The organism is Patulibacter ginsengiterrae, assembly GCF_056269115.1.
The window spans coordinates 95,680-121,457 of record NZ_JBWDOG010000004.1 but is presented as its reverse complement, the minus strand read 5'-3'; the positions used below and the strand labels follow the sequence as shown (position 1 = coordinate 121,457).

Sequence of the window (25,778 nt, the reverse complement as noted above, 5' to 3'; positions counted from 1 at the left end):
GCCAAGGCGCGTGGGCGTGTCGGTGGGCTCATGTGAGCGTGCCCGGGGGCTGCCGGGCGCCGGCTTCCGCGCGGGTGATGGCCCGCGCGGCGAGGACCAGCGTTAGATGGCTGAACGCCTGCGGGAAGTTGCCGACCTGCCGCTGTCGCGCGACGTCGTACTCCTCGGCGAGCAGGCCGAGGTCGTTGGCCAAGCGGAGCAGCCGCTCGAACAGGGCGCGCGCCTCGGTGACGCGGCCGTTGAGGGCGAGCGCGCTGACGAGCCAGAACGAGCAGGCGAGGAACTGGCCCTCGCCGCCGGGCAGGCCATCGTCGGTCTGCGCGGTCGAGTAGCGCGACACGAAGCCGTCGCGGCCCAACTCCTGCGTGACCGCGTCGATCGTCCCCGTCACGCGTTCGTCGTCGCCGGGCAGGAAGCCGACGAGCGGGATGTTCAGGACGCTCGCGTCCAACTCGCGCGAGCCGTAGTACTGGGTGAACGTGCGCCGCTGCGAGTCGTACCCGCGTTCGCAGACCTCGCGGTGGATCTCGTCCCGGACCTGTGTCCAGTGGTCGATCGGGGCATCGAGTCCGAACCGCTCCGCGATCCGCAGGACGCGGTCGAGGACGACCCACGCCATCACCTTCGAGTAGGTGTAGTGGCGGCGCTCGCCGCGGGATTCCCAGATCCCGTCGTCGGGCTCGCGCCAGATCTTCGCGACGTGCTCGACGGTCGCCTGCCAGCGCGGCCAGAGTCGCGGCTCGACCCGGCCCAGCGCCTCGGCGCCGACCATCATCACGTGCGCGACCTCGCCGTAGACGTCGAGTTGGAACTGCTCGGACGCGGCGTTGCCGACGCGCACCGGCCGCGACCCCTCGTAGCCCGGCAGGTGCGGCAGCTCGAACTCGCTCAGCCGCCGCTCGCCACCGATCCCGTACATGATCTGGAGGGCACCCGGCTCGCCCGTGCCGACTCGCAGCAGGAAGTCGCGGAAGGCGAGCGCCTCGTCGCGGTAGCCGGCGTCGAGCAGGGCCTCCAGCGCAAGCACCGAGTCGCGCAGCCAGCAGTAGCGGTAGTCCCAGTTGCGCACCCCGCCGAGCTCCTCGGGCAGGGAGGTGGTCGGCGCGGCGATCAGCGCGCCGGTCGTCTCGGACGTCATCGCCTTCAGCGCGATCAGCGAGGTCAGGACCTCGTCGCGGTAGGCCCCCTCGTAGCCGCAGCGGCCGCTCCACTCGCGCCACCACGCGGCGGTCCGGGCGAGGGCGGAGTCGGCGTCCTCGACCGGTGGGGTGGGCTCGTACGAGAGGTGCCAGGTCAGGGTCAGCCGCTCGCGTGCGCCCTCGACGAGGGTGAACTCGGCGACGACCATTCCGTCGTCGATCCGCAGCGGCAGCGGCGTGCTGAGGCGGAAGCCGTCGGGTCCGGCGGTCGCGACGGCGCCGTCGGCGGCGGGCTCGACCCACGGCACGAGCGACCCGTAGTCGGGGCGAAGGGCGAGCTCCATCCGCATCGGAACGCGGCCGCGCACGCCCTCCACGATCCGCATCACCCGGGGCGGGCCGTCCAGGCGCCGCGGCATGAAGTCGATCAGGCGGACGACGCCGCCCTCGACCTCGAGCTCGGTCTCCAGCACCAGCGTGCCGGGCCGGTAGCGGCGTCGCGAGCCGCGGACCTCGCCGGCCGGAGCCAGCAGCCAGCGCCCGTGCCGCGCGTCGCCCAGCAGGGCCGAGAAGCACGACGCGGAGTCGAAGCGCGGCAGGCAGAGCCAGTCGATCGAGCCGTTGCGGCCGACCAACGCCGCTGCCTGCGTATCGCCGATCAATCCGTAGTCCTCGAGCAGCATGCGGTCTTCGCCTCCTCGGAACGGGGCCAGCTCATACGGCTGGCGCGCTCGATGCTCGTGCGGGTGCAGCCACGAGGACAGCGTACGCGAGGCGGTCCGGGGGTCCCTCTTCCTGCGGGCCTCTCACCGCGGCGCACGGAGCTCGCCCACGCTGCGCTCGCCGAGCACGAAGCGCGTTCCGCAGGACCGGCTCCCGTCGGGATCGTGCGCGAACGGCGGTTCGTCGCGGCCTGGCGAACAGGGGGCCCAGGCCCCTTGTGTTGAGCGGGGGCGTGCGTAGGGTTCACGGATCCGCCCCATGGCCCGAAGGACCCCTGTCGTGCGCACGACGATTCTTGTCACGCCGATCGCCGCCGCGACCGCGATCCTGCTGCTCTGCGGCGCCGGACAGGCCTCGGCCGGGACGAACACCGTCACGTTCCAGCAGGTAGGCGAACACGCGATCACCGTCCCCAACGGGGTCACCTCGCTGCAGGTGGTCGCCGTCGGGGGCAAGGGCGGAGGAACCTCCCGCAACTTCGGCGGCTTCGGTGCGCGGGTGTCCGGCAGCCTCGCGGTGCAGCCGGGCGATATCCGGTACCTGGTGGTCGGGGGCAACGGCAGCCCCGGCGACTACGGCAACGGTGGCGGCGGCGCGTCGGACGTCCGCACGGCCCCGGTCTCCGCCGGGCTCTCGCCCGATCGGCGGGTGCTGGTCGCGGGCGGCGGTGGCGGTGCAGGGCGGGGGGTCATCGGCGACAGCGATCCGATGATGGGCAACGGCGGCGCCGGTGCGCAGCCGGGTCAGGCGGCGGTGTCGGACCCCCGGGGGACGGCCTCGGGCGGCGGTGCCGCGGGTGTGCCCGCGGGCACCGGCGCCGGCGGGACCGCCGGCTATCCGCGCGTGACCCCGACCAACGGGGAGGCCGGTCAGGCCGGCGGGCTCGGCATCGGCGGGGCGGGCGCCTACTGGGAAGCACCCGGAGTCGTCGTGAAGGGCTACGGCGGATACAACGGCGGCGGACTCGGCGGCGGATACAACTTGGTGCAGACCGGCGGCTACCTCTATGCCGGTGGTGGTGGCGGAGGAGGAGGACTGAACGGCGGAGGTGGCGGAGGCGGGCTGACGCGTGTGACCGATTGGGGCGGTGGCGCCGGTGGCGGCGGCGGATCCAACCTCGTGCCGTCGGGCGGCACCGCCGGGACGGACACCTCCGGCGCGGCCAGCGTCGCGGTGTCGTTCAACGACTCGGTCGCGCCGGCCGTGAGCGTTTCGGTGCCGTCGCGGGTCAAGGACCCGTTCACCGTCAGCGGAACCAGCGGCACCGCCCTCGGTGACGGCGCCCTGACGATCAAGGTCTACGCCGGAGCGGCGGCCAGCGGTACACCCGTCTCGACCTTGACACCGACCCGCGACGCGGCCACCGGCGCATGGCAGGAGACGAGGATCGGGAGCCTGGGAGACGGCACCTACACGCTGCAGGCATCGCAGGTCGACGGGGCGGGGAACGTCGGCCTCAGCACCGCGCGGACGATCGCGATCGACCACACCGCTCCGAGCCTGTCGCTCACGTCGCCGGCCGACGGGCTCCTGTTGACCGACGCCGCGACCACCTTCGCGGGCGTCGCCGGGACGGCGACCGGCGACGCCGCGACCGTCGAAGTCGAGGTGCGCAACGAGAACTACGCCCTGGTCACGACGCTCAGCGGCTCACGCAACGGCACGACCGGCGCCTTCTCGTTCGCGGCGGCGCTGCCGTTCGGCGACGGGCGGTACCGGATCGCCGCTCAACAGCCCGACGACGTCGGCAACGTGGCCGCGACCTCGGCCATCTGGATCCGCATCGACCGGCAGGCCCCCGCGCCCACGCTCACCGCGCCGAGCGCGGCACGCTCCGACGACACCACGCCGACGTTCGCCGGCACCGGCACCAAGGCGGAGGGCGACGCGGCCGCGGTCGACGTGCGCATCTACGCCGGCGAATCGGCCTCGGGGTCCGTGCTGCGGACGCTGCACGGGACCCTCGACGGCGCCGGCGCGTACTCGGTCGACGCCGCGCCGCTGGGCGACGGGGTCTACACGGCGCAGGTATCGCAGTCGGACGACGTGGGGCACGTCGGCCGGTCGGCGCCGCGGACGTTCACCGTCGACACGACGGCGCCCGCCGTGACGCTCGCCGCCGTGCGTGGTGCGGTGGCGCCGGCGCTCTCGACGTTCGCCGGGAGCGCCGGCACGGCGGTCGGGGACGATCCGACCGTGACGATCGCCGTCCACGCGGGGAGCTCCGCGGCCGGTCAGCTGATCACGGCGATCGACGCGACCCGCGACGGGCAGAGCGGCGCCTTCACGGCCACGGCGCCGTTCCCGCTCGCCGCCGGCACCTACACCGCGGTCGCCACGCAGAACGACGACATCGGCCACGTCGGGGCAAGCGCCCGGACGTTCGAGATCGCCGTGCCGCAGGTCGACCCGCCGGTCCTCGTTCCGCCGGTCCTCGACCCGCCGGTCCTCGTCCCGCCGGTCGTCCTCCCGCCGTCGGTCGATCCTCCGGCCGTCGTCCCCCCGCGCGTCGCGGACACGACCAAGCCGGCCTTGAGCCGTGTCGGCCTGAGCGCGAAGCGGTTCACCGTCGGCCGCGCGAAGGCGTCGGCGGGCGCAGGCAAGAAGCGGTCGAGCGGCACGACCGTGCGGTACACGCTCAGCGAACCGGCGACCGTCACGATCTCGGTCGCACGCTCCGGCAGCGCCCGGGCCGTCGGCACGCTCACGCGCCGCAGCGTCAAGGGAGCCAACCGCGTCGCCTTCAGCGGGCGGATCGGCAAGAAGGCCCTGCGGTCGGGGTCCTACGCGCTGACGCTCCGCGCGGCCGACGCCGCCGGCAACCGCAGTGCGGCGAAGAAGGTCAGCTTCCGCATCGGGTGAGCGGCCCCGCTGCCGGCGAGACTCGCCGCACGTCGCAGCGTGGCCGGAGGGACCGCGTGTCGTCGGGCCACCGGGGGACGCCTGGGGCGCGACTCCCGGTATCAGCGCGGGGCGTCGTGGATGCCCGGGCGCCCGGGATCGATGCGTCGGGCGACCCCGTCGCCGATCCGGCTGAGCATCGCCAGGTCGTCGGTCTCGGTGGCGTCCATGAAGAGGTTCCGTACGGTGGCGACGTGTCCCGGCGCGGCGGCGACGACCGCTTCGTGGCCGGCGTCGGTCAACGTGGCGCTCGTCCGTCGACCCGCACCCGGCATCCGGGCCCGGCGCAGTAGGCCTCGCCGTTCGAGCTTGGCGACGACGTGGGACAGGCGGGAGAGCGAGGCCGAGACGCCGAAGGCGATGTCGCTCATCTGCATGGTCCGGTCCTCGCGCTGCGCCAGCACGGAGAGCACCATGTATTCGAAGAACGTCAGGTCGGCGTCCTGCTGGAGCTGCTGGTCGAGCGCGCGTGGCAGGGCGCACATGATCTCCACCACGGACCGCCAGGCCGCGCGTTCCTCGGCGTTCAGCAGCCGCGGTGCGTTGTCGTCGTCCGCAGCGTCCACCGGCGTCCGGCTCGGCCGGCCCTCGGCCCCGGCGCTCGTCGTGGGTTCCATGACGACAAGGTAAGGCACCATTCTGTTGTTGAAGTTTCAAGTACTGCTACGGTTGACCCGTCCCCCCTCGCGACTACCGGAGCCTCTCTTGCGCGCCTACTTCGTTCCCGCCTCGGGCTCGGCGGCGACCCTCGCCGACCTGCCCGTCCCGACCCCCGCAGTCGGTGAGGTCCTGATCCGCGTCCGGGCCGCCGGCCTCAACCCCTTCGACAACCACATCGCGGCCGGCATGCTCGAGCCGTTCATGGAGCATCGGTATCCGTTGGTGCTCGGGCGCGACGTCTCGGGCGTGGTCGAGGCGGTCGGCGACGGCGTCGAAGACGTCGCGGTCGGCGACGAGGTCCTGGCCCACGTCCCCTTCACGCCGCCCTTCGAGGCCGGGACGCTCGCGGAGTACGCGGTCCTGCCTGCGACCGGGGTGGCGCCGAAGCCCCAGGGCCTGAGCTTCGTGGCGGCGGCGGCGCTGCCGTTGGCCGCCGGGGCGGCGCTGGCGCTCGTCGACGGGGTCGATCCGCAGCCCGGACAGGTCGTCCTGGTCAACGGGGCGTCGGGTGGCGTCGGCCGGTTCGCGGTGCAGCTGCTGGCGCAGCGAGGTGCACGGGTGGTGGCGACGGCCTCTCCGGTGAGCGCTGACCGCGTGCGCGAACTGGGCGCCACCGACGTCGTCGACTACACCGCCGGTGCCGTCGCGGACCAGGCGCTCGCCCTGCATCCCGACGGGGTGGACGCCCTCATCAACCTCAACGGGTGGACGCTCGACGACGTCCCGGTCGGGGCGGTCCGGCGCGGAGGGGTGGTCCGTACCGTCACGCAGGTCCCCGACGACGCCACCCTGGAGGCCCGCGGCCTGACCGGTGGGCAGGTCATGGCGTCCCCGGGCCGCGAGGCGCTCGCGCCGCTGGCCGTCCAGGCCGCGAGCGGGGCGCTCCAGGTCGACGTCTCCGGCGTCCTCGCGCTCGGCGACGTGCAGGCGGGGTTCGCTGACATCGAGGCCGGTCGCGCCCACGGCAAGCTCGTGGTCGACCTGTCCCTGTGAGTCGGCAGCCGAGGTCCGGGGCGCCCGGGCGTCGTCGTCGCTGTTCGCAGCACGCGGGAGGGCCCGCCGTAGCGGGCCCTCCTGGCCGAGGTGCATCCGGCCGCCGCCCGCCACCGATGAGTTCCGCCGGCGGGGCCGGTCTACCAGGACGTAGGCCATCACACCCACCGACTGGAGACCACCATGACCCCTCCCGCGCACCCCGGACGCATGCTGTTCGTGAACATCCCCGTAGCGGACCTCGAGCGCAGCAAGGCGTTCTTCGCAAAGCTCGGGTTCAGCTACGACCCGGCGTTCACCGACGAGACCGCCGCCTGCATGCTGGTCGGCGAGCAGGCCTTCGTGATGCTGCTCAGCCGTGAGAAGTTCGCGCAGTTCTCGAAGCTGCCGATCGCCGATCCCACCACGCACGCGCTGGCGCTCTACTGCTTCAGCGTGTCGTCCCGCGACGAGGTCGACGCGGTCGCGGCCGCGGCCCTCGCCGCGGGCGGCACCGAGGCGGACGGGGCCGAGGACTACGGCTTCATGTACTCGCGCAGCTTCTTCGACCTCGACGGCCACGGCTGGCAGGTGATGTGGATGGACCCGGCGGCGGCGGAGCAGGGACCCGAGCAGTTCGCGGCCTCCGCGCAGGACGACGGCGCCCCGGCCTGACAGGCGGTCGCGGCGATCTCCGCTGGCGGGCGGCGTCCCTTCGCGCGCTCGTGCCCGCATCGCCCCGTCCCGTGGGCCTCCCCGAAGACCCGGAGTACCGTGGATCGACGGTTCCGGGAGTCGCCCGGGGCACGCGCCCGGGGTGCCCCGGGGCGGTGAGGAGGTCGTGATGGTCGTACGGTTGTCGGTACTGGATCTGGCTACGGCGGGAGGGGGCGTCTCGCCGCGGGACGCCCTGCTCGGGAGCGCCGAGCTGGCGAAGCGCGCCGAGGAGTGGGGCTACGGGCGCTACTGGTTCTCGGAGCACCACAACATGCCGAGCATCGTGTCCTCGACGCCGGCGGTGCTGGCGGGCTACATCGCCGCGAACACGGAGCGGATCCGCGTCGGCTCGGGCGGGGTCATGCTGCCCAACCACTCGCCGCTGATCATCGCCGAGCAGTACGGGACGCTCGAGACGCTCTACCCCGGCCGCATCGACCTGGGCCTCGGCCGCGCGCCGGGCACGGACTTCGAGACGGTCCGCGCGATGCGCCGCTCGCCCGAGGCGTCGGACCGCTTCCCGGAGGACGTCGTCGAGCTCCAGGGCCTGCTCGGCCCGAAGCAGCCGGGGCAGACCGTCCGCGCGATCCCGGGGGAGGGCACGAACGTCCCGCTCTACATCCTCGGCTCGTCGCTGTTCGGGGCGCGCCTCGCCGCCCAGCTCGGCCTGCCGTACGCGTTCGCGTCGCACTTCGCGCCGGCCGAGCTCCTGAACGCGTCGGCGCTCTACCACGAGGAGTTCCGACCCTCGGAGCAGCTCGAGGCGCCGTACATGATCGCCAGCATGAACGTCTTCGCCGCCGACACCGAGGACCAGGCGAAGATCCTCCACGCCACAGCGCTCGAGAAGATGGCCCGCGCGCTCAGCGGCCGCCAGATCGACGGCAACGATCGCGCCGAGACCGAGGCGATCCTGCGCTCTCCGGTCGGACGACACGCCCAGCAGATGCTCCACTTCTCCGCCGTCGGCGACGGCGACCAGGTCGGCGAGCAGGTGTCCGCGTTCGCGCAGCAGGCGGGCGCGGACGAGGTGATGGTCGCGATGAACGTCGCCGACCTCCCCGCCCGGATCCGCTCCTACGAGCTGCTCGCGTCGGCACTGGTGCAGGACGCAGCGCAGACGGTGGTCGGCGGCTGAGCCTCGATCCCCGCCGTGCTCGGGTAGGGCCGTTCGGCGGGCGCCCCGATCGGGGTGACAGCGGCGCCGCGCCGAAACGTAGGAACCCCGTGAGAGCGGGGGTTCCGATCCTCGGTGGAGCGCGCCGGGGCGGTGGTCGGGGCGTCGGGATTCGCCGGGCTGGTACGTTCCCGCGGATGCGCGGCTTCCGCTTCTTCGTCTAGCAGCAACGTCGGTTCCCCCGGAATCGCCCCACGGCCTTGGCCGTGGTGGCACACGTTGCCCCTGACGAAGACGGAAGGACCCAGGATGAACCTGGACAGGAACGGCGCCTCTGCGCCGAGTGGTAGCTACCCGCGCTCGGCGCACCTCGCCGCGAGGGATCTGGTCAAGGGCTTCGGCGAAGGGCCGGTGCTTGACGGTGTGTCGTTGACCGTCCGCGCCGGTCAGCGCCTGGCGGTGATCGGCGACAACGGGACGGGCAAGAGCACCCTGCTGCGCCTGCTCGCCGGCACGATCGCGCCCGACGTGGGTGCGGTGACGTCCACGACCGGCCGGACGCTCGTCGAGCAGGAGCTCGACCTGCGCCCCGGTGACACGGTCGCGACGCTCCACGACGACGCGCTCCGGCGCGCCAAGGACGCCGTCGCCGCGTTCGAGCGGGCCACGCTGGCGCTCGTCGACGACGCGATTGGCGCCGCAGCGCGCTACGACGAAGCGCTCGCGCAGGCCGAGGCCCTGGACGCATGGAACGCCGAACGGCGGCTGCGGGAGGCGCTCCGGGCGTTCGGCGCGGAGTTCGCCGATGACGCGGCACTGGTCGAGCTGTCGCCGGGCCAGCGCTACCGCCTGCGGTTGGCGTGCGCGCTGCACGACCCGGCGGGGGTGGTGCTCGTCGACGAGCCGAGCAACCACCTCGACGACAGCGGACTGGACGTGCTCGCCCAGCGTCTGGCGTCGCACCCCGGGATCGTCGTCCTGGTCACCCACGATCGCTGGCTGCTGAACGCGGTCGGGACGACGCTGCTGGACCTGGATCCGTCGTCCGAGGGCGCCGGGGTCCTGTTCTCCGGGGGCTACGCCGAGTACCGCGCCAGCCGCGCGGCCGCGCTCGAACGCTGGCGCGCGGACCATCGCGCGAGCCTCGTCGCCGAACGTGGTCTGCGGGAACAGCTGGCGGCGGCGCAGGCCAGCGCTCCCGACCAGTGGCGACCGGGAAAGGGCGCGGCCAAGCACGGCCGAGCGAGTCGGGCAGCCGGAACGGTGCGGCTGTTCCAGCGCCGGATCGACGACCTGCTGGACGTCCGCGGGCCAACGCCCCCGGACGACATGCGGTTCGTGCTCCCGGACCTCCGAGGTGGGGCGAAGGGGTCGCTGCTGCGCGCCAGTGAGCTTGCCTTGGACGACCGCGTAGCCATGGCCAGCGGGTATCCGATCGACCTGCAGGCGGGAGGGCGGCTGCTGATCCGTGGTGTCAACGGTGCGGGCAAGAGCACGTTGCTGGCGTTGCTGGCGGGGCAGCTGCGTTCCGACGCCGGGACGGTCAAGCGACGGCCCGGCGCGCGGATCGGGCTGCTGAGCCAGGAGGACCGTTTCGACCCCGAGCTGTCCGCACTCGAAGTGATCGCGCGCACCGCGCGACCGGTCCTCGACCCCCACGACCTGCGCGCTCCGGTGCTCCGCACCGGTCTGCTCCGCGCGTCCGACCTGGACCGTCCGCTTGGCCGGCTGTCGACCGGGCAACGTCGACGCGTCGCTCTCGCCGGACTGCTGATCCACAGGCCGGCCGTCCTGCTGCTCGACGAGCCGACCAACCACCTATCGGTCGCGCTCGTCGATGACGTGACCGAGGCGCTCTTGGCGACCTCCGCGGCGGTGGTCCTGATCACCCACGACCGAACGCTGCTGACGGCGGTGGAGGACTGGCCGACGCTGATGCTGACTCCGCCGAATCGCCCGAAGCGGATGATCTCGCGCGTCTGAGGCGGTCATAGGATGCGCCGATGAGCTACGAGCACGTGATCTCGCACGTCGTTCAGGTGGTCGAGGCCGTCGGGGCGGGGATCATGGTGCTCGGCGGCCTCGGCGCGCTGCTGCTGTTCGCCGCGCGGGTGCTGAGGTCGGCGTCTCCGTCCGCGTCCTACGAGGATCTGCGGCGGAACATGGGCCGCTGCATCCTGCTCGGGCTGGAGGTGCTGATCGTCGCCGACATCGTCCGCACGATCATCGTCGACCCGACGCTGGAGAGCGTCGGCGTCCTCGGCGCCATCGTGGTGATCCGGATCCTGCTCAGCTTCTCGCTCGAGGTCGAGATGGACGGCGTCTGGCCGTGGCAGCGCTGGCGTCTGGCGGCCCGCCGAGAGCCGACCGAACCGTGACCCGAAGACCGTCGCCCGGTCGCCCTTCGTGCGGCAAGGGGCAGCGGAGAGGATCTCCTGGTGACCTCGGGCGGCCGGCCTTCGTGGGTCGGCCGACCGCCCGGCGGGTAGGAGGCGCACGAAGGTCGCGCAGCGCCACCGGGAGCGTCCGGGCCTTCGCCACGACGACCATCCCGGAACGACCACGGAAAGGGACGACCCCCCATGCCCACGATCACCTCCAACGACGGCACCGAGATCTTCTACAAGGACTGGGGGTCGGGTCAGCCGATCGTCTTCAGTCACGGCTGGCCGCTCTCCTCCGACGACTGGGACCCCCAGCTGATGTTCTTCCTCCGGCAGGGCTATCGCGTCGTCGCGCACGACCGCCGCGGCCACGGACGCTCCGGCCAGCCCAGCGGCGGCCACGACATGGACCACTACGCCGACGACCTCGCCGCCGTCGTCGCGCACCTCGACCTCGAGGACGCCGTCCACGTCGGGCACAGCACGGGTGGCGGGGAGGTCGTGCGCTACATCGCCCGCCACGGCGAGGATCGCGTCGCCAAGGCCGCGCTCGTCGCCGCCGTCCCGCCGCTGATGGTCAAGACCGACGCCAACCCCAAGGGCACGCCCAAGGAGGTCTTCGACGACTTCCAGGCTCAGCTGGCTGCCGGCCGCTCGGAGTTCTACCGCGCCGTCCCGTCCGGCCCGTTCTACAACTACGACCAGGACGACGCCGAGCCGTCCGAGGCGATCATCCAGAACTGGTGGCGCCAGGGCATGATGGGCGCCGCCAACGCCCACTACGACGGGATCGTCGCGTTCTCGCAGACCGACTTCACCGAGGACCTCAAGAGGATCACCGTCCCGGTGCTGGTCCTCCACAGCGAGGACGACCAGATCGTCCCCTACGCCGCGTCCGGTCCGCGCTCCGCCGAGCTCCTCCAGAACGGCACGCTCAAGACCTACCAGGGGCTTCCCCACGGCATGCCGACCACCCACGCCGACACCATCAACGCCGACCTCCTCGCGTTCATCCAGGCCTGACCGGCGGGGTCGTGGGCCGGCCGTCGTCGGCTCACGACCCGGCTCTACGTGGCTCGCCGCATCCGGAGCGTCAGGGTCGAGCGATCGCGCTGGAGCGTCAGCCGCCGTCGGTCGAGGTGCCACATCACCTCGCCACCGAAGAACGGGCGGACCGAGCGCAGGAACTCGTCCGACCCGGACGAGCGGCACGGCGCGGCCTTCGCGCGCGGGGCGCCGACGGTGAGGGTGGCGCGGTGGATCGCGACCGGTGCCTCGAGGCGTCGGCACCGCGCCCGCATCGTCAGGAGGGTGCGTCCGTCGCGGACCGCCACGTCGACCGTGACGAACGGTCCACCCCACGTGTCGCCGAGGTCCCACGGCCAGGTCCGGTACTCGCCCGTGCTGAGCGAGGCGTCGATCAGGTCCTGCGGTCGGGCGGGGTTCGTGCGGGGCAGCGGGGGCGGAAGGTCGTCGCGCTCCAGCGTCATCGTCGTCGGGCCCTGGACGAGCACGAGCTGGTCGTCGTGCAGCCGCCACTCCGGGTCACCGGCGAAGAACGAGACGAGGAGGTCGTCGCCTCGCTCCCGCTCGGGCGAGCAGCCCACGAGGGTCTGCCCGATGGCGGAGACGCGGAGCCGGGAAGCGGTCACGCGGAGCGCACCCCCTATGCGGTTGCAGCCTCCGTACACCCCGAGCGACCGACGCTCGATCGAGAGCCAGACCGGCGCGCCTTCGAACAGCGGCATCGGGCGCCCGTCCTGCTCGACGGACACCGAGCGGAACACGTGGCCCACGATCGGCGCCGTCGACGCCGCGGCGGCCTCGCCCGGCCCGTCGAACGCGCCGAGGAGGGCAGCACCGGCCGCGATGCCCCCGGCTGCCGCGGCCAGCACGGCGGTCACCCGCACCCGTAGACGCGCCGACGTTGACCACACACCTGCGCCGCGCTCTCCGCTACGAACCATGCGCATGACTGTCGCACACGATCCGCGCCGCGATGACACATGGCGAACGCACTGATCCGCGACTCGCCTTGGGTCATCTCGAGGAGGCTTGTTCCGCGTGCGCTCTGCGCGTCCTGGTGCGGGCCTCAGCGGGACGGCGTCGAAGCTGGGCAGCAGTGCGGGTGGGCGGGCGACGCGCACGAATCGCCGTCTATCCCCACCAACCGCCGCCCATATCGCGCCGATGGGGCACTCGTGCCTCATGGCGGGCCAAGAACCCGCCTCGATCCGGGGCCGACCCCAGAACGCAGGAACCCCCGCCGGTTGCGACCGACTGCAGCGAAACTGCGACGCATCCGTGGCCGAGTCCTCGGCTGCTGCAACGATCGCTTGCGGCAGGACCCCGGCCCGCCGGGATCCGACACCTAGCTCGAACGATGTCCTTGTTTTTGCCGTTCGTGCGTGAGGCGTGCGACCTAGCCGCGGACTGCTGGTGCGGTCGCAACGCAAGGAACGTTGGCCGAGAGTCAGCGCTACCTAAAGAAGCGTGTCCATGTTTGCGCCGTTCGTCCGCTATGCCCTACGCCCGGTACACGGACGCGTATTCCAACTACGATGCGGAATATGACTACGTCTCCCGGTTGGTCGCGCGTGTGCGGCCGCCGACCTCGTCCCGCGTCGGTCCCACGACGACCTGCATCCCTTCTCGCCCTCGCCGCGGCGGGCCTGCTCGCCTTCAGCGGCACCACGGCATCGGCGGCCAACAACCCCGGCACCGGTGATTCCGGGTTCTTCACGTTCCGACCAGCCGATGTCGTGGGCGGAACCCAGATCAACGTGGCCTCCGGAAATGCGTTGATCCGTACCCGAGATCTCGCCGACGGCCCGCTCACCTACCACGTGGTGGTGGATCGTGCCTATAACAGTTTGGCGCCAAGTGAATTCTCGATCCTCTCGCCGCGTTGGAAGTTCGACGTCGGTCCCGATACGAAGCTGACCCTCGAGTCCAACCAGGACACGACCGTCGCGGGGCCGTCCGGGTACCGGATCCGCTTCGCACGGCAGCCCGACGGCTCCTATGTCGCACCTGACGATTTCGACGGGTCTCTCGTGAAGACCGCGAACGGCTGGACGCTGACCCGCACCTCGCAAGGCGACGAGTTCGGGTTCGACAACTCTGGGACGTTGACCTGGACGAAGGACTCATCGGTGCGGGACTTCACGGTCCAGGGCACCAGTGCTGCCGACCGGACCGTCTTGTCGAGCTACGGGACCTCGTCGGGTCGTCGGGTCAACCTGTCCTACAACGGCGACAGCCTCGTGCGCCTGATGGACGACCCGGCCTCCGGCCATCACTCCTACCGGTACACCAGTGGCAAGGTGACCGAGTACGAGAGCCCGACCGGGGCGATCACCAGCTACGGCTACGACTCCAACGGGTTCCTGGACGAGATCGTCGAGCCGGGCGGTACGACGGTCGAGCTTGACGTCTCGCTGGCCGGTCGGGTGCAATCGATCACCACAACGCTGCCGGGCGGGGTGCCGCAAACCACCGGCTTCGTCTACACCCGGCGGGCCTACAAGACCGACGTGACAGCGCCGGATGCGACGCGTCGCACCTACGCCTACGACGACGACTGGCGGGTGACGCGCGACTACGACCCGGACCATGTGCCGACCGTCACGGCCTCCGGTGAGCTGCGCGATCGGGAGAACGACTATGTTGGCCCCAACCAGACCTACGCGCTGAGCGTCGCGGCGGACCAGCCCGACGGCGCCGGCCTGCGGCGTCTGTTGGTGGAACGGGACAACGGCGACGAGATCGAGGGCGAGGACGTGCTGTGCACGAGCACCCCGTTCGACTTGGTCTGCCCGACCAGCCAGGCCTCGAGCCTCGACGTGAGTTTCGTCAGCGTTCCGGAGGGCGAGCAGGCGATCCGTGCGGCCGCGGACGATGACGAGCAGCACCACGCGACCTCCGACGGGTGGAACGTGCTCGTCGACAAGACGCCGCCGACTGCGGCATCGGCTTTCAAACTCTCGTACTTCGATCCGAGCGACCCGGCGGCGTCGGCGACGATCACGTGGGAGATGCCGGAGGATCCGGACCTGCCGGGTGGCATTCCCGGGGCGGGTATCGCGAAGACCGAGCTGCGCTACCGCATTGGTGGTGGCGCGTGGTCGGCGTGGCTAGACTCAAACGCGCCGGATTCTCAGGGGGTCGAGGAGAACCCGGTCGGAGACGGGGATCTGATCTTGATGGGCGGTGAGAGTGGGGATGTTGTGTCGCTCGAAGTTCGTGCGACCGACGCCGTTGGGAACCTCTCCGGTGTTGCTGCCGGCAGCGTCACGTTGACCGAGCGGCTCGAGGATCCGGTCCTTGAGGACATTCAGGTCGAGTCGTTCGTCGAGGACTACCCGGGCACGAGCGAGCCGGTTGCGAGGCAGTGGCTTCGCAATCAGGCCAAGGCTCGCGGGCTCGCAGCGGAAGTGCGCGACGCGGTGCCGCCGCTGACCTACGGTGGGCTCTGGTACGACAATCAGAATCGACGGATCAAGGTGGGACTGGTGTCCGGCACGTCGTCGGGCGCCGTGAACGACGCAGCTGATGATCGAGGAGTCGGGTCGCTCGTCGATATCGTGACGGTGGCGCATACGGCAGGGCAGCTGGAGCAGGCACAGCAGCCGCTCTTGGATGCACTGGAGCCGCTCGACGGTCTTGGGCTGGTGCAGATGAGCAGGAACGTCAAGCGCAACCGGTTGGAGATCGACGTTGCTGCGTCGGCGACACCCGCGCAGCGCGCGCTGATCGACGATGCGGCCGATGAATCGCTCGTTACAGTGGCCGTATTGGAGCGGGATGAGGAAACCCTGTTCGTGGAGTCTCAAGCCTGCCGCTTTCCTTGGTGCGACGCACCGCTGCGCGGCGGCGTGCGCATCGAGCTCGTGCTTGATCCCGACTATTGGTGCACCCTGGGATTCAACGCGCGAGCGATTTCATCATCCGCGCCGCGCATTCTTACGGCCGGGCACTGCGTCGATGGCCAGCAGAACCAGAGCTGGGCGACGCGTGATTCCTCACGCAGAATGACGTCGGCCGAGGGGATCGGCACCGCAGCAGGACCGCCCGTCAACGGGAAGAACGGGGACGCCGCAGCGATTGCGGTAGGCACGACGTCGGTGTTCCGGCCGACGGCGAAGCGTCGGGCGGTGGTATTCGTAACGAAGGCGACAGTCGGCACGACGAGCCGGGACGTCGCATACCCCATTCGCAGCGTCGGCGCGAGCGAGCCAGGCGACCGTGTTTGTCAGACCGGTGCCACGCACGGCACGAGGTGCGGCGAGATCACGAGGCTCGGGCAGAAGGTCGAGACGACGGACGGGATTACGCGTCATTGGATGGGCGAAGCTCGAATCTGCGGCGCCACCGGCGGCGATAGCGGCGCCCCGGTGTACGCGGGGAATGTGGCTTTCGGTCTGCATTCCTCCAGTAATAGGGACACGAGCTGCATCACCCAATACCAGGGAATCGTTGGAGCGCAGAATCTCCTTGGCGTCAGGGTGGCACTGAGGCGATGACGAACAGGGCGCGCATCCTCACGTTGCTGGCTGGAGTGGTGCTCCTCGTCGCCTCGGCGGGGTTCGGTATCGTCGCCATCGACCGGCGGTACTGGACGCCCACGGAGGTGGAGGCAGGCATCGGCTCGCCCGCCGAATACCAGGCATCGGGACGGACATGCGTGAGCTGCGATGAGGCACGGCCGTGGAAGCGCGCGTCGATTTTCGCCGGGGCTTCCGGAGCTCTTGTGCTGACTGCGGTTCTCGTCGTGTCGCGCAGGCGCAGGACTGAACGTGATGCGTAGCGCGCGGGTCTGCCTGCCAGAAGCGGTCAGGCCCGCGCGTGCCCGACTCGTCTCCTCGACGTCCTCGAGCTGTGGCGTCACGCACGCGTCTGTCCAGCGCTTCAAGCGGCCGAGGTCTCGTTGCGGCGGCGTTTTGCGAGGAGTTCGGCACGGCCGGCCGGCTCGGCGCCCGGGGGTGCCGCGGCGGGGCGGCCTCGGCGTGGGTTCGGACTGCGGGAGATTCACCTGCTGCCGCTGTTGCGCGATGAGCTAGCCGCCCACAAGGCCCGCTCGCTACGCACCGGTCCCGACGATCTCGTCTTCCCACAGAGCCGCGGCGGGGTCCGCAGCGTCGCCAACCTCCGCGACCGAGTCCTCGAACCCGTCCTGGCTCGCGCCGACGAACTCCTCACCGCCCGCGACCAGATGCCGCTGCCCCTGGGGGTGACCCTGCACAAGCTGCGTCACACCTTCGCGTCGATCATCGTCGCCTGCGGCGAGGACCCGACCTCGGTCATGGCTCAGCTTGGCCACGCCGACCCGAAGTTCACCCTGCGCGTCTACTCGCACCTCATGCGCCGCGACCCCGCCGAACGCGCCCGTCTGAAGGCGCTGGTCTACGGCGAGACACAGAGCCTGCCGTCAACCACCGGATCCACGGCCACCGACCGGGAGCTGACTGCGGCATGGGCCCGCAATCCGCGAAGAACACTGCCACCCCAGGAGAGGCAGAAATGAGCCCGAGCCCGAGAGCCTGCCGGGCACCGTCTGGACCAAGGGCGACGCGCTGCGCGTCGACGACCGCGTCTACGTTTCGCCACGACGAAGACCCCAACGACGATCGAACCCGGTCCCGGGGTGGTCGACAAACCTGCCGGGGACGGTCGGCTCGTCCGGGGCTAGTCCGGCGGGGGCCAGGCGGCGGTTGCCGCACCGCCGTGGATTGGTATCCCGGTCATACAGCTACCGACGGTCATTCGCGGGAACAGGTCCAGTCCGTTGAGGCGGATGGTGCGCTCCCCGGGTTCGTTGGGCGTTGGGACGATGGTTCCCATACGTCGGAACTCCGGCCCAAGCGTCGACCCGATCTGGAGTTCACCACCAATGGTCGGATGGGCCTCATCTTCGATCATCTGCCTGATCACGCGGAGCGGGGCCGTGCCGACCGGGGCGTCTCGCGCCCCGGAAGAGTCCAGCTCCGTCATGAGGCGTCCGGCTGTTCTGAGCTGGTCACCAAGAAGGACGATATGGCCGTCCGACAGGTCGAGCTGAACGGGCTCGACGCCGTCAAAGGCGCCGCAGGTCGTTCGCGGAATGAGGCTATAGCCGTCGATTTGCTGACGCACTGGACACCAGCCGATCAGAGCCATCTCCACGCGTAGCGCTTCGGGACCCTTTCGTTGGGCGAGGGACGCGACCAACGTCTCCGTAACCCACCCTGCAAGACCTGCGACGTCTTGGATCGAAGGCGGGGCTTCGCTGACCGAGGTGAGGTTGTTCAGGAGTGGGACGAGTGTGGCGTAGACGTGCTGAAAGATCAGCGTGCTTCCTGCGCACACCAGCCCGAATGAGGACGCGTAGAACACGTCGCTGAAATGGCCGTCGTCGTCGGGCCGTGCACATCTCACTGGCAGCTCAAAGAGCTTGACCCCTTCGTCGATGAGCTTGCCGTAGGCATCGCTGATGCGGCTATCCGATGCGGCCCAGAGGTCATGTCCGTGTGTGCCGCGTTCGCCGCTTCGCCAGATCGCTGCGAGCGTCATAGGTGGGATATCTCGTCGGGGGAACAGAATCTCGTCGGGCCTCGCAGACAAGCAGACGCGGGTAGCGGGCGATCGCGTATCGGCTCATGCTTCGTATGTCGCGCCCTTCACGGGTGGCAGCGAACAGTCGAGAACGATGGCGTCGACCGCAACAGTTCGTAGCTCGTTGAGTTCCGTGGCCTGGGCGGCAAGCGCGTCGCGGAGCGCATCGCGTTGATGACGGCCGGCAAGCTTGTAGCGTGACCTATCGGCTCGCTGATCCCAGCGCTCGCTCGCGAACCATGCGACGAGGTAGATCCCGTGGCGATACGCGGGAGGCTCGAGGTAGCGGTCGACAAGCTGGTCGCTCATGGCGCTCAGGAGATCAGGGTTCCACGAGCCTTTGAGTTCGATGACGACTGTTGCGTGCGGGGTGTGCGTCGTCTGCGGGCCAACAAGCGCCTCGATCCAGATGTCGATCGACTCGCCGCGGCCCGATCCACTTTTCGATGGTCGGGCTTCCGGTTCGCGGGCGAGAAAGACGCCACGCTGTCCGAGATGGTCTTTGAGGAAGCGCGAAACAACCCGACCGATGTCCTGCTCGCCCTTAGGTTGTGCGCTCGCCGTATCCCACAGGTCGGCCGCCTGGGGATCGAGCCCGATGAGGCGCCGTTGGAAGACCGAAAGAGCCTCAATCACCGCAGACTGGAGGGCCTCGCTGGAGGTGATCCACCGTCTGCCGTTGTGCTCTGCCATCTCGAGGACGCGAGCCGGACTCGGAGGCATCCACTGGGCGCGCCGTGCAGCTTCGGCCGCCTGAACTCGCATGAACTTGAGCCAAGGCAGGTTCGGGAACCGCTTGTGGAGAGCGTCGAGCTCCTGTACGGATTCGGCGGTGCCGCGGAGGACGAGCCCTTGGACCAAGCCGTCGCGCCATCGCCCGATCTGTTCTCGAGGGCCAATCCAATGAATGTCCTCCTCAGAGGGGTCCTCGGAATGGGGGTAGCGTTCCGTGAGCCACGCGAAAAGGTCTGCGTTCTGCCCTTCGGTGAGTCGCGGGCCGATCGCGGCTTCGCGGTCGCTCGCCAGTTTGGTGACGAGTTGGTCGCCAAAATCCGGAGCGACCTTGAAGAGTCGCCACGTTCGCGACCAATCGGCGTCTGGTCGCTCGAGAGCCAGGAGCGCTGCCACCTGTGCTGCGAGTTCTAGCCGGCGACCGCCCGCGCGCACCGCGCTGGGCACCACCAGCCGACGAGCAAGAGCTTCGGCCTCTCGCGAGCCTTGCGACAGCAGATGCTCGAGCGCTGACGCGCGCTGGCTCGGTGTGCATCGGCCGTCTCGGGCTTTCTTGAGCACGACAGCGTCGAGTTCGGGCGCTGAGACAGATACGACACGGCTCAAGGAAGCGAAAGATCCCTCATCTCGCTGTTCGCGCCGCAGGGCGCGGGCAAGCCAGATTGCCGCGGTAGCGGGGGATCGACGCGTCAGTTCGGCGACAAGCTGGGCGTTGAAGACACGTTCGTCTTCTCCATTGCAGGGCCAGCCCATAATCACTGCTGCCCACCGGACCCACACCTCATCGGCCAGCAACTTGAAAGCACTTGGGTGCTCTTCAGACAAGAGCCGGAGCGCCCGGTAGGCCGCCCAGGCGGCTAGATCAACGGTTTGCCGATCGAACCAGGCGTCGGACTGGGAGGGGGCTTCGTTGAGGTACCGCACCGCGTTGTCGGCGAGAAAACGGTGGACACCTTCGTCGACCGTCTGCCAGCCGGCGAGCTGTCGCGGATCGGATGTTGCGAAGCCGGAATGCGTCTGGTCGACCTGTTCCAACCAGCCCATCGCTGACCAGTACCCGTTGAGGTCGCCCGCGTTCCAGAGACCAATCGCGCCGGCTGCCTTTTGCTGGACGTCGAAAGGGGGCTGAAGGCGAGCCTCGCGAGTCTCGGCCATCTGCTGCATCTTGAGGTACCGCTCGCGCATCGACGCGGCCTCGACGGAATCGAGACCAACGGCGTCGTATCGCGCGGCCGTCAACTCCCGGAGCGCCGGGCTTCGTATGCGCGCGTCATAGATCCGCTCATCAATGTCTGACGAACGGCCGGCGGTCAGCGCCTCGGCGCTCTCCGCCCATGTCCGTTCGCGAGGTCCTCCGACGGCGACCGCCAGTTGGTCCACGATCCAATCAAGGTCATCTGGGCGAATAAGTGGTGGGCTGCAAATGGTCAACACGCCCCCATCCAGATTGAATCGCTCGAGATTCACAATCCGTTCGACCAACGCGCGCCGTCCGGGGGCGTCTGCAAGAAAGTCCTCGTGCTCGGACGCGCCGTCCCGAGAGGTGAGGTGGCCGTGGTCATCAAGGACGGGGAGGATGAGTCGTGCGACAGCGTCGGTAATCACGTCGTCACCGAGGTGCTCACTAGCCATCACGAGCAACCTCTCGCGCACATCGCCGAGAGCCTCCCTTGCTTCAGACCACGAATACGGCCAGGCATGGGCGTAGGCGAGTGCCATCGGCAACTGCTCGATCGAGATGCCGGCCAGAAAATCAGTCCGTAGAAACTGCTTGTAGGACCCGAAGAGCGATCGACGCTTGGGCGGTGTGATCGCCGGCAGCAGCTCGGCCAGCGAGAGAACGTCAGGCCACACAACACTCAGCGCGATGCCCTTTAGTTCGTCATCGGTATCAGCGATCTGCGGATCTACAGCCAAGGGAACGAGCCGTCGGCGCGTCTCTTCCCCGGCGAACCCGCCAAGCGCAGCCACGGCGGCGTCTCGAACCTGCACGGGTGCCGCGTCGTCGAGAGCTAGGTCGAGAAGATCGCTTTCTACATCAACGACGCAGCAGGCGGCCGCCAGATCGGCGGCCGTTTCGCGTGCGGGTATCGCTGAGTCGTTGTCAGCCAGCACTGTTCGCAGCTGCTGGGCAAGCCCGGGGTGTGCAAGGTGAGGCAGGGCATTGCGGACCGGCAGGTCAAAGCGTCTGAGATCGTAGTTCGCAACCCCGCGCAGTAGCGCTTCCACTATCAGCGATCGCTCGCCCTCAAGTGTCGTGGCCGGATCTGCCCGAAGCAGAACGGCCGGGTCTCGAAGCAGAAGGGAAGCAGCGAAAGCGGGTGAGTGGCTCGCTAGCCAACCGGCGACCGCTCGTAGCTGCGGGATAACGCGAAGCCCGTCATCGGTCTCCGCGAAGAGCAAATCGTCGAGCTGCTCCGGCGAAAACCGAGTTGCCAGCCACCGTCCGCACAGATACTCCCCGTAGGTTTGATGGGCGAAGTGCAAGAGGCCATCGCTGGCGTTGGTGAACAGGCCGCAGCGCAACGTGTCATTGATCGCGTGCTCGTCGATCTCAAACTCGCTGGCTGTTCCGAGCGATCGATTGATCTCGGTCCCGCCAGCAAGGGCGGACGGAAGAAGGGCTTCGGCAGCGGGGCCGGATGCGGCGGGGGTCACGGTTGGATGCGCGCTCAGCAACAACAGCCCGGCCACGCGTTCGGCTACTGCGAGGCGCTGGGTGGCTGACAAAGACGCTCGGCGTTCTCTGGCGCGGCGGCGCGGTTCGTCGAACTCGTCTGCAAGCGTTAGGCAACCGAGCTCGTACAGTTCACGCCGCGAATCCGGCAACCCCCCGCGAGCGGCAGCGATCTCGAGCAACATCCGCAGCGTGATCGGGATCATCGCGAGCGGCTGCAGCTGCTGGGACACGACGGAATCGATGAACGCCGATGCGTCGGTCAGGACGTGCTCTCCGGCGCGAATCACGTCGATCCGTCGCAATGGCAGCAACTCAAGGACTTCGAAGGCGGCTGGTCCGAATTTCCGCCGCAGCCATGCTTCTAGGTCGCGTGGCCGTTCGGCTGTGCGGCATGCCAGCCGGAGCGTCAGCCTTTCAATAGGGGCGTCACCTAGACCGTTCTGCAGCAACTCGACGACTGTCTCCAGGCGTAGCAACGCAAAGTCAAGCGAGTCCAGAAGCAGATGGAGGTGGTGATTGCCAGCGAGCCAGCGCTCCCATTCCGGCGTGCCAAAGATCCGCTTGTGCAACCGGTTCTCATCAGCGCTCGAGCTGAGGTCAACTATCAGAGTCGCATCGCCTATCTCCTGGATCCGTGCAAGCTCTTGGCGAAGTGCCGTCGACTTTCCTAGGCCTGGCTCGCCGATGAGGATCGTGCAGCGCCTGTCCGCGAACCGCACGAAGGGACCTGCGTCAGGGATCCAAGCTGATGCGATCGAACTTGAGGGGTCCGCGACAAACCCACTGTCGAGCAGCGCTATCGGTGACCCGTCGGGGACCCAGAAGCGAGAAAAACTCGGGAGGTCAATCACAGCTCGCCGGGACACTGACTAGCGAGATGCTGTTGGGCGGTGAGTGCGCGGAGCGCCGCCCGCATCTGAGACACGCATGTCTGGAGCCTATCCGCGTGGTGGGACGAGGTCAGGCGTCCGAGCGCGCGCCTCAACAAACTGTGACCAGCGGACGCCTTGCGGCCATTCTCGTGTCCGCGCTGAATCGCCGGTGATCCACGAGCATCCCGAGGGATACCGCGCCCTGTCAGGCACCAGTGCCTGAAGAAGCCCGCTCGATTGGCCCCAGGTCCCCCGACCCCAGAAACGCAGAAGACCCGCATTTGCGGGTCTTCTGTCCTGAGTGGAGCTAGCCGGGCTCGAACCGGCGACCTCCTGGGTGCGATCCAGGCACTCTTCCAGCTGAGCTATAGCCCCAGGTCTTCTTCAAGAATAGCGGGGCGGGGGCGGGACGTGTCGGCCGGGCGGCTATCCGGCCAGCGGATCGGGCGAGGAGCGGCCAGGGGACTAGGCTCGCCAGCGCGTGAGCTTTCGGGCCCGACTCAATCTGTTCTTCGTGCTGCTCGTCGTCGTGCCGCTGTTCGCGGTCGGCGTCGTGCTGCTGCGGACGCTCGACGGCGCCGCGCTCGGTCGTACCGAATCGGCGCTCGCCTCCGAGGCCCGGGCCGTCGCGACGGTCAACGGGGAGATCCGGCAGGAAGCCGAGGCCGCCTCGCAGGAGATCGCCGGTGACCACCAGCTCGCCGCCGCGCTGCGGGCCGACGACGTGCCCGCGGTCCGCGCCCGCGCCCGCCAGCTGCTCACGCCGACCACGCCCGCCCGTCGGATCCGGATCCGGATCGCCCGCGGCGGGGTCGTCGACGTCGGCGAGCGGACCGCCCTGCTGCCCCAGCGCAACGCCCTGGTCAGCCCCGTACCCGACCAGCGCCCGCTCGGGGAGCTCGAGGTCGCCGTGATCGGACCGGTCGCGCTCGAGCAGCGCCTCCACCGGCTGACCGGCCGTTCGATCCAGATCCGCAACGCCAGCAACGGCAGCCTGCTCGCCGGGTCGCAGGACGGGCCGAGCGTGCCGCCGCCGCCCGGACGAGTCCGGCGCACCGACGACGGCGCCTGGACCGCGGTCACCGTCCGCGAGTCCGCCTTCGGCCGCGGCAGCGATCAGATCGTGCTCTCCGCCCCGGCCGCCGCCAGCAAGGCGTCGACCAGCGAGCGGGTCGCCCTGATCGGCACGCTGGTGCTCTTCCTCGTGCTCGCGGCGGTCGGCGCGCTGATGGTCTCCCGCTCGCTCCAGCGGCAGGTCGGGATCCTGCTCGAAGGCTCCCGTCGCCTCGGGCGGGGCGACTTCGACCACGAGATCCCGCGCCAGGGCGAGGACGAGTTCGCCCAGCTCGCCGACGGCTTCAACGCGATGAGTGGCCAGCTCCGGCGCCGGATGGAGGAGCTCGACGCCGAGCGGGTCCGGCTGCGCGCCGCGATCCGCCGGATCGGCGAGTCGTTCGCCGCCAACCTCGACCGCGAGGGTCTGCTCGAGATCGTCGCCCAGGCCGCCGCCGACGGCGTCCGGGCCGACGCCGCGCGGGCCTGGATCTCCGTCGCCGGCCGCGACGAGGTCGCGATCACCGGCCAGGCCGCCGCCTTCGACGCGATCTTCGCGCGGGCGGAAACCCAGCTCGCAGCCGGTGGCGACGGGCTGCTCTCGGAAGGCGACCAGCACGCGATGGCGGTCGCGATGCGGGGCGAAGGGCTCCACGGGACGGTCACGGTCGCCCGCCGCAGCGGTGCCTTCACCGCCGCCGACGCGGAGCTCGTCGCCTACCTGTCGGGGCAGGCGACGGTCTCGCTGGAGAACGTCGGCCGCCACGAGGAGGCCGAGCGCGAGGCCCTCACCGACCCGCTCACCGGGCTCGCCAACCGACGTCGGTTCGACGACCTGCTGGCCGGCGTGGTCGCGCGCGCACGGCCCGACGGGCAGCCGGTCTCGCTGCTCGCGCTCGACCTCGATCACTTCAAGCAGGTCAACGACCAGTACGGCCACCAGACCGGCGACGCCGTCCTGCGCGGGGTCGCGTGGGTCCTCCGCGAGTGCGTCCGCGGCATCGACACCCCCGCCCGGCTCGGCGGAGAGGAGTTCGCGGTGATCCTGCCCGGCACCGATCCGGACGGGGCGTGGGTGCTGGCGGAACGGCTGCGGGCGGCGATCGAGGAGCTGCGGACGGCGGTCGGGACCGACGGCGAGGAGATTCGGGTGACCGTCTCGATCGGCACCTCGACGCTCTCGGGCACCACCGTCGAGGCGGCGCGACTGGCGCTGCTGGCCGACGAAGCGCTCTATCGGGCCAAGCGGACGGGACGCAACAAGACGGTCACCGCTGACGTCGAGGCCAAGCCCGGGTAGGCTTCAAGGATGGGCGTGCTGGATGACGCGATTCGCGAGCACCTCGAACTGAAGCGCCGCCACGGGTCCGACCCCGTGGAGGTCTCTCGGCTCGAGCGTGAGGCATTGGGGCCGGTCACCGCGGCCGAACTCGAGATCGGCGGCGAGTCCGAGGCGGACTGGGTCGACGAGCCCGTGACCAACGGGGGCGAGTACCCGGCCGAACCGCACCCGGCGATGACGGAGCAGCCGCCGACGCAGGCGTACCAGATGCCCGTCGAGCAGACGATGCCTCCGCCGCCCCCGGCGTTCGCCGACACGCCGGCCCCGGCCCCCGCATCGGCCGTCCCGCCGCCGCCCCCCGCCTTCGCGCCGCCGCCGCCCACCCCGGGCGCGGCCGTTCCGCCGCCCCCGCCGGTGACCGGCGCGGTTCCGCCGCCCCCCGCGGCGAGCTTCCAGGGCGACCTCGACGAGCAGTTCGACTTCGGCGCCGACATCGACGACGGCCCGCCGCCGCCCGCGGCTGCCGCTCCGCCGGCCCCGGCCTCCGCCGTTCCGCCGCCGCCCCCGCCTGCCTCTGCGGCCCCGGCCGCCGGTCCGCCGGCCCCGTCCCCGGTTCCGCCCGTTCCGCCGGCGCCTCCGGCCTCGATGGCACCGCCGCCGCCCCCGGCCGCGCCGCCCGCCCCGCCGGCCTCGGCCCCGCCTTCAGGCGCGGTGCCGCCCGCCCCGGCGCAGCCGCCGCGGGTCTCGGACGAGCCGCCGGCTCCGACGGTGCCGCCCGTTCCGCGTCGCCGGATCGGTGGCGAGACCACCCAGGGCCAGGGCGAGACGACCAGCGACCCGCTGGCCGAGACGCCTGAGTTCCTGGAGGAGACGCCCGACCACGACCGTCTGTGGTTCGAGCAGAAGCCGCCGAGGGACTTCGACTTCTAGCGGTGGTGGCGACCCCGCGGTCG

The 25,778-nt window shown here is 70.2% G+C and carries 16 protein-coding genes, 1 tRNA gene and 1 pseudogene; 12 read left to right on the top strand and 6 right to left on the bottom strand.

What is annotated here, in order from left to right:
* Positions 1-28 precede the first annotated feature (28 nt).
* Complete coding sequence (locus ACVUH9_RS08420; protein WP_475755830.1) at positions 29-1,822, bottom strand: glycoside hydrolase family 15 protein; 1,794 nt, start codon at positions 1,820-1,822, stop codon at positions 29-31.
* A 319-nt stretch (positions 1,823-2,141) separates the two neighbouring features.
* Here ACVUH9_RS08420 and ACVUH9_RS08415 point away from each other — a divergent pair, with 319 nt between their 5' ends.
* On the top strand, positions 2,142-4,724 hold the full coding sequence (locus ACVUH9_RS08415; protein ID WP_475755828.1) for an Ig-like domain-containing protein: 2,583 nt from the start codon (positions 2,142-2,144) through the stop codon (positions 4,722-4,724).
* A 101-nt stretch (positions 4,725-4,825) separates the two neighbouring features.
* Here the strand turns inward: ACVUH9_RS08415 and ACVUH9_RS08410 are convergent, their stop codons facing one another.
* Positions 4,826-5,380: a MarR family winged helix-turn-helix transcriptional regulator gene (locus tag ACVUH9_RS08410; protein WP_475755826.1), complete on the bottom strand. Its 555-nt coding sequence runs from the start codon at positions 5,378-5,380 to the stop codon at positions 4,826-4,828.
* Between the two features lie 88 nt (positions 5,381-5,468).
* On the opposite strand from ACVUH9_RS08410, the gene ACVUH9_RS08405 reads away from it, so the two are divergent.
* The 7 genes and pseudogenes from ACVUH9_RS08405 to ACVUH9_RS08375 all read left to right on the top strand — a co-directional run bounded on the left by ACVUH9_RS08405 (position 5,469) and on the right by ACVUH9_RS08375 (position 11,636).
* Positions 5,469-6,416 carry an NADP-dependent oxidoreductase gene (locus tag ACVUH9_RS08405; RefSeq protein ID WP_475755824.1) on the top strand — a complete coding sequence of 316 codons (948 nt, stop codon included), beginning with the start codon at positions 5,469-5,471 and terminating at the stop codon, positions 6,414-6,416.
* Between the two features lie 183 nt (positions 6,417-6,599).
* Positions 6,600-7,070: a VOC family protein gene (locus ACVUH9_RS08400; RefSeq protein ID WP_475755822.1), complete on the top strand. Its 471-nt coding sequence runs from the start codon at positions 6,600-6,602 to the stop codon at positions 7,068-7,070.
* Positions 7,071-7,239: 169 nt separating this feature from the next.
* Positions 7,240-8,250, top strand: coding sequence for an LLM class flavin-dependent oxidoreductase (locus ACVUH9_RS08395; protein ID WP_475755820.1), 1,011 nt, complete (start codon positions 7,240-7,242; stop codon positions 8,248-8,250).
* A 405-nt stretch (positions 8,251-8,655) separates the two neighbouring features.
* A pseudogene (locus ACVUH9_RS08390) lies at positions 8,656-9,129 on the top strand (ATP-binding cassette domain-containing protein); the annotation flags it as partial.
* 429 nt (positions 9,130-9,558) lie between these two features.
* Positions 9,559-10,212: an ATP-binding cassette domain-containing protein gene (locus ACVUH9_RS08385; protein WP_475756112.1), complete on the top strand. Its 654-nt coding sequence runs from the start codon at positions 9,559-9,561 to the stop codon at positions 10,210-10,212.
* A 20-nt stretch (positions 10,213-10,232) separates the two neighbouring features.
* On the top strand, positions 10,233-10,607 hold the full coding sequence (locus ACVUH9_RS08380; protein WP_475755818.1) for a DUF1622 domain-containing protein: 375 nt from the start codon (positions 10,233-10,235) through the stop codon (positions 10,605-10,607).
* Positions 10,608-10,811: 204 nt separating this feature from the next.
* Positions 10,812-11,636 carry an alpha/beta fold hydrolase gene (locus ACVUH9_RS08375; protein WP_475755816.1) on the top strand — a complete coding sequence of 275 codons (825 nt, stop codon included), beginning with the start codon at positions 10,812-10,814 and terminating at the stop codon, positions 11,634-11,636.
* A gap of 44 nt (positions 11,637-11,680) precedes the next feature.
* Here ACVUH9_RS08375 and ACVUH9_RS08370 read toward each other — a convergent pair whose 3' ends face one another.
* Positions 11,681-12,517, bottom strand: coding sequence for an META domain-containing protein (locus ACVUH9_RS08370; protein ID WP_475755814.1), 837 nt, complete (start codon positions 12,515-12,517; stop codon positions 11,681-11,683).
* Between the two features lie 666 nt (positions 12,518-13,183).
* Between ACVUH9_RS08370 and ACVUH9_RS08365 the strand changes: the two genes are divergently transcribed.
* Both ACVUH9_RS08365 and ACVUH9_RS08360 read left to right on the top strand, forming a co-directional pair.
* The gene (locus ACVUH9_RS08365) at positions 13,184-16,138 is read left to right on the top strand and encodes a S1 family peptidase (RefSeq protein WP_475755813.1); all 2,955 of its coding nucleotides are present in this window, start codon (positions 13,184-13,186) and stop codon (positions 16,136-16,138) included.
* A 521-nt stretch (positions 16,139-16,659) separates the two neighbouring features.
* Positions 16,660-17,139, top strand: coding sequence for a tyrosine-type recombinase/integrase (locus tag ACVUH9_RS08360; RefSeq protein ID WP_475755811.1), 480 nt, complete (start codon positions 16,660-16,662; stop codon positions 17,137-17,139).
* A 161-nt stretch (positions 17,140-17,300) separates the two neighbouring features.
* Here the strand turns inward: ACVUH9_RS08360 and ACVUH9_RS08355 are convergent, their stop codons facing one another.
* From ACVUH9_RS08355 to ACVUH9_RS08345, 3 genes are all read right to left on the bottom strand, one after another.
* Positions 17,301-18,164, bottom strand: coding sequence for a hypothetical protein (locus ACVUH9_RS08355; protein ID WP_475755809.1), 864 nt, complete (start codon positions 18,162-18,164; stop codon positions 17,301-17,303).
* An 84-nt stretch (positions 18,165-18,248) separates the two neighbouring features.
* Positions 18,249-22,187 carry a hypothetical protein gene (locus ACVUH9_RS08350; RefSeq protein WP_475755807.1) on the bottom strand — a complete coding sequence of 1,313 codons (3,939 nt, stop codon included), beginning with the start codon at positions 22,185-22,187 and terminating at the stop codon, positions 18,249-18,251.
* A gap of 605 nt (positions 22,188-22,792) precedes the next feature.
* Positions 22,793-22,865 (bottom strand) — tRNA-Ala (locus ACVUH9_RS08345).
* A 106-nt stretch (positions 22,866-22,971) separates the two neighbouring features.
* Here ACVUH9_RS08345 and ACVUH9_RS08340 point away from each other — a divergent pair.
* Both ACVUH9_RS08340 and ACVUH9_RS08335 read left to right on the top strand, forming a co-directional pair.
* The gene (locus tag ACVUH9_RS08340) at positions 22,972-24,843 is read left to right on the top strand and encodes a GGDEF domain-containing protein (RefSeq protein ID WP_475755805.1); all 1,872 of its coding nucleotides are present in this window, start codon (positions 22,972-22,974) and stop codon (positions 24,841-24,843) included.
* A gap of 9 nt (positions 24,844-24,852) precedes the next feature.
* The gene (locus tag ACVUH9_RS08335; protein WP_475755804.1) at positions 24,853-25,755 is read left to right on the top strand and encodes a hypothetical protein; all 903 of its coding nucleotides are present in this window, start codon (positions 24,853-24,855) and stop codon (positions 25,753-25,755) included.
* Positions 25,756-25,778: the final 23 nt, after the last annotated feature.

Excerpts from the sequence above, each read along its gene's own strand:
- ACVUH9_RS08410 (WP_475755826.1), bottom strand. The coding sequence starts at position 5,380 with ATGGAACCCACGACGAGCGCCGGGGCCGAGGGCCGGCCGAGCCGGACG.
- ACVUH9_RS08335 (WP_475755804.1), top strand. The coding sequence starts at position 24,853 with ATGGGCGTGCTGGATGACGCGATTCGCGAGCACCTCGAACTGAAGCGC.
- ACVUH9_RS08395 (WP_475755820.1), top strand. The coding sequence starts at position 7,240 with ATGGTCGTACGGTTGTCGGTACTGGATCTGGCTACGGCGGGAGGGGGC.
- ACVUH9_RS08380 (WP_475755818.1), top strand. The coding sequence starts at position 10,233 with ATGAGCTACGAGCACGTGATCTCGCACGTCGTTCAGGTGGTCGAGGCC.
- ACVUH9_RS08365 (WP_475755813.1), top strand. The coding sequence starts at position 13,184 with ATGACTACGTCTCCCGGTTGGTCGCGCGTGTGCGGCCGCCGACCTCGT.
- ACVUH9_RS08375 (WP_475755816.1), top strand. The coding sequence starts at position 10,812 with ATGCCCACGATCACCTCCAACGACGGCACCGAGATCTTCTACAAGGAC.
- ACVUH9_RS08420 (WP_475755830.1), bottom strand. The coding sequence starts at position 1,822 with ATGCTGCTCGAGGACTACGGATTGATCGGCGATACGCAGGCAGCGGCG.
- ACVUH9_RS08400 (WP_475755822.1), top strand. The coding sequence starts at position 6,600 with ATGACCCCTCCCGCGCACCCCGGACGCATGCTGTTCGTGAACATCCCC.
- ACVUH9_RS08355 (WP_475755809.1), bottom strand. The coding sequence starts at position 18,164 with ATGACGCTCGCAGCGATCTGGCGAAGCGGCGAACGCGGCACACACGGA.
- ACVUH9_RS08385 (WP_475756112.1), top strand. The coding sequence starts at position 9,559 with ATGCGGTTCGTGCTCCCGGACCTCCGAGGTGGGGCGAAGGGGTCGCTG.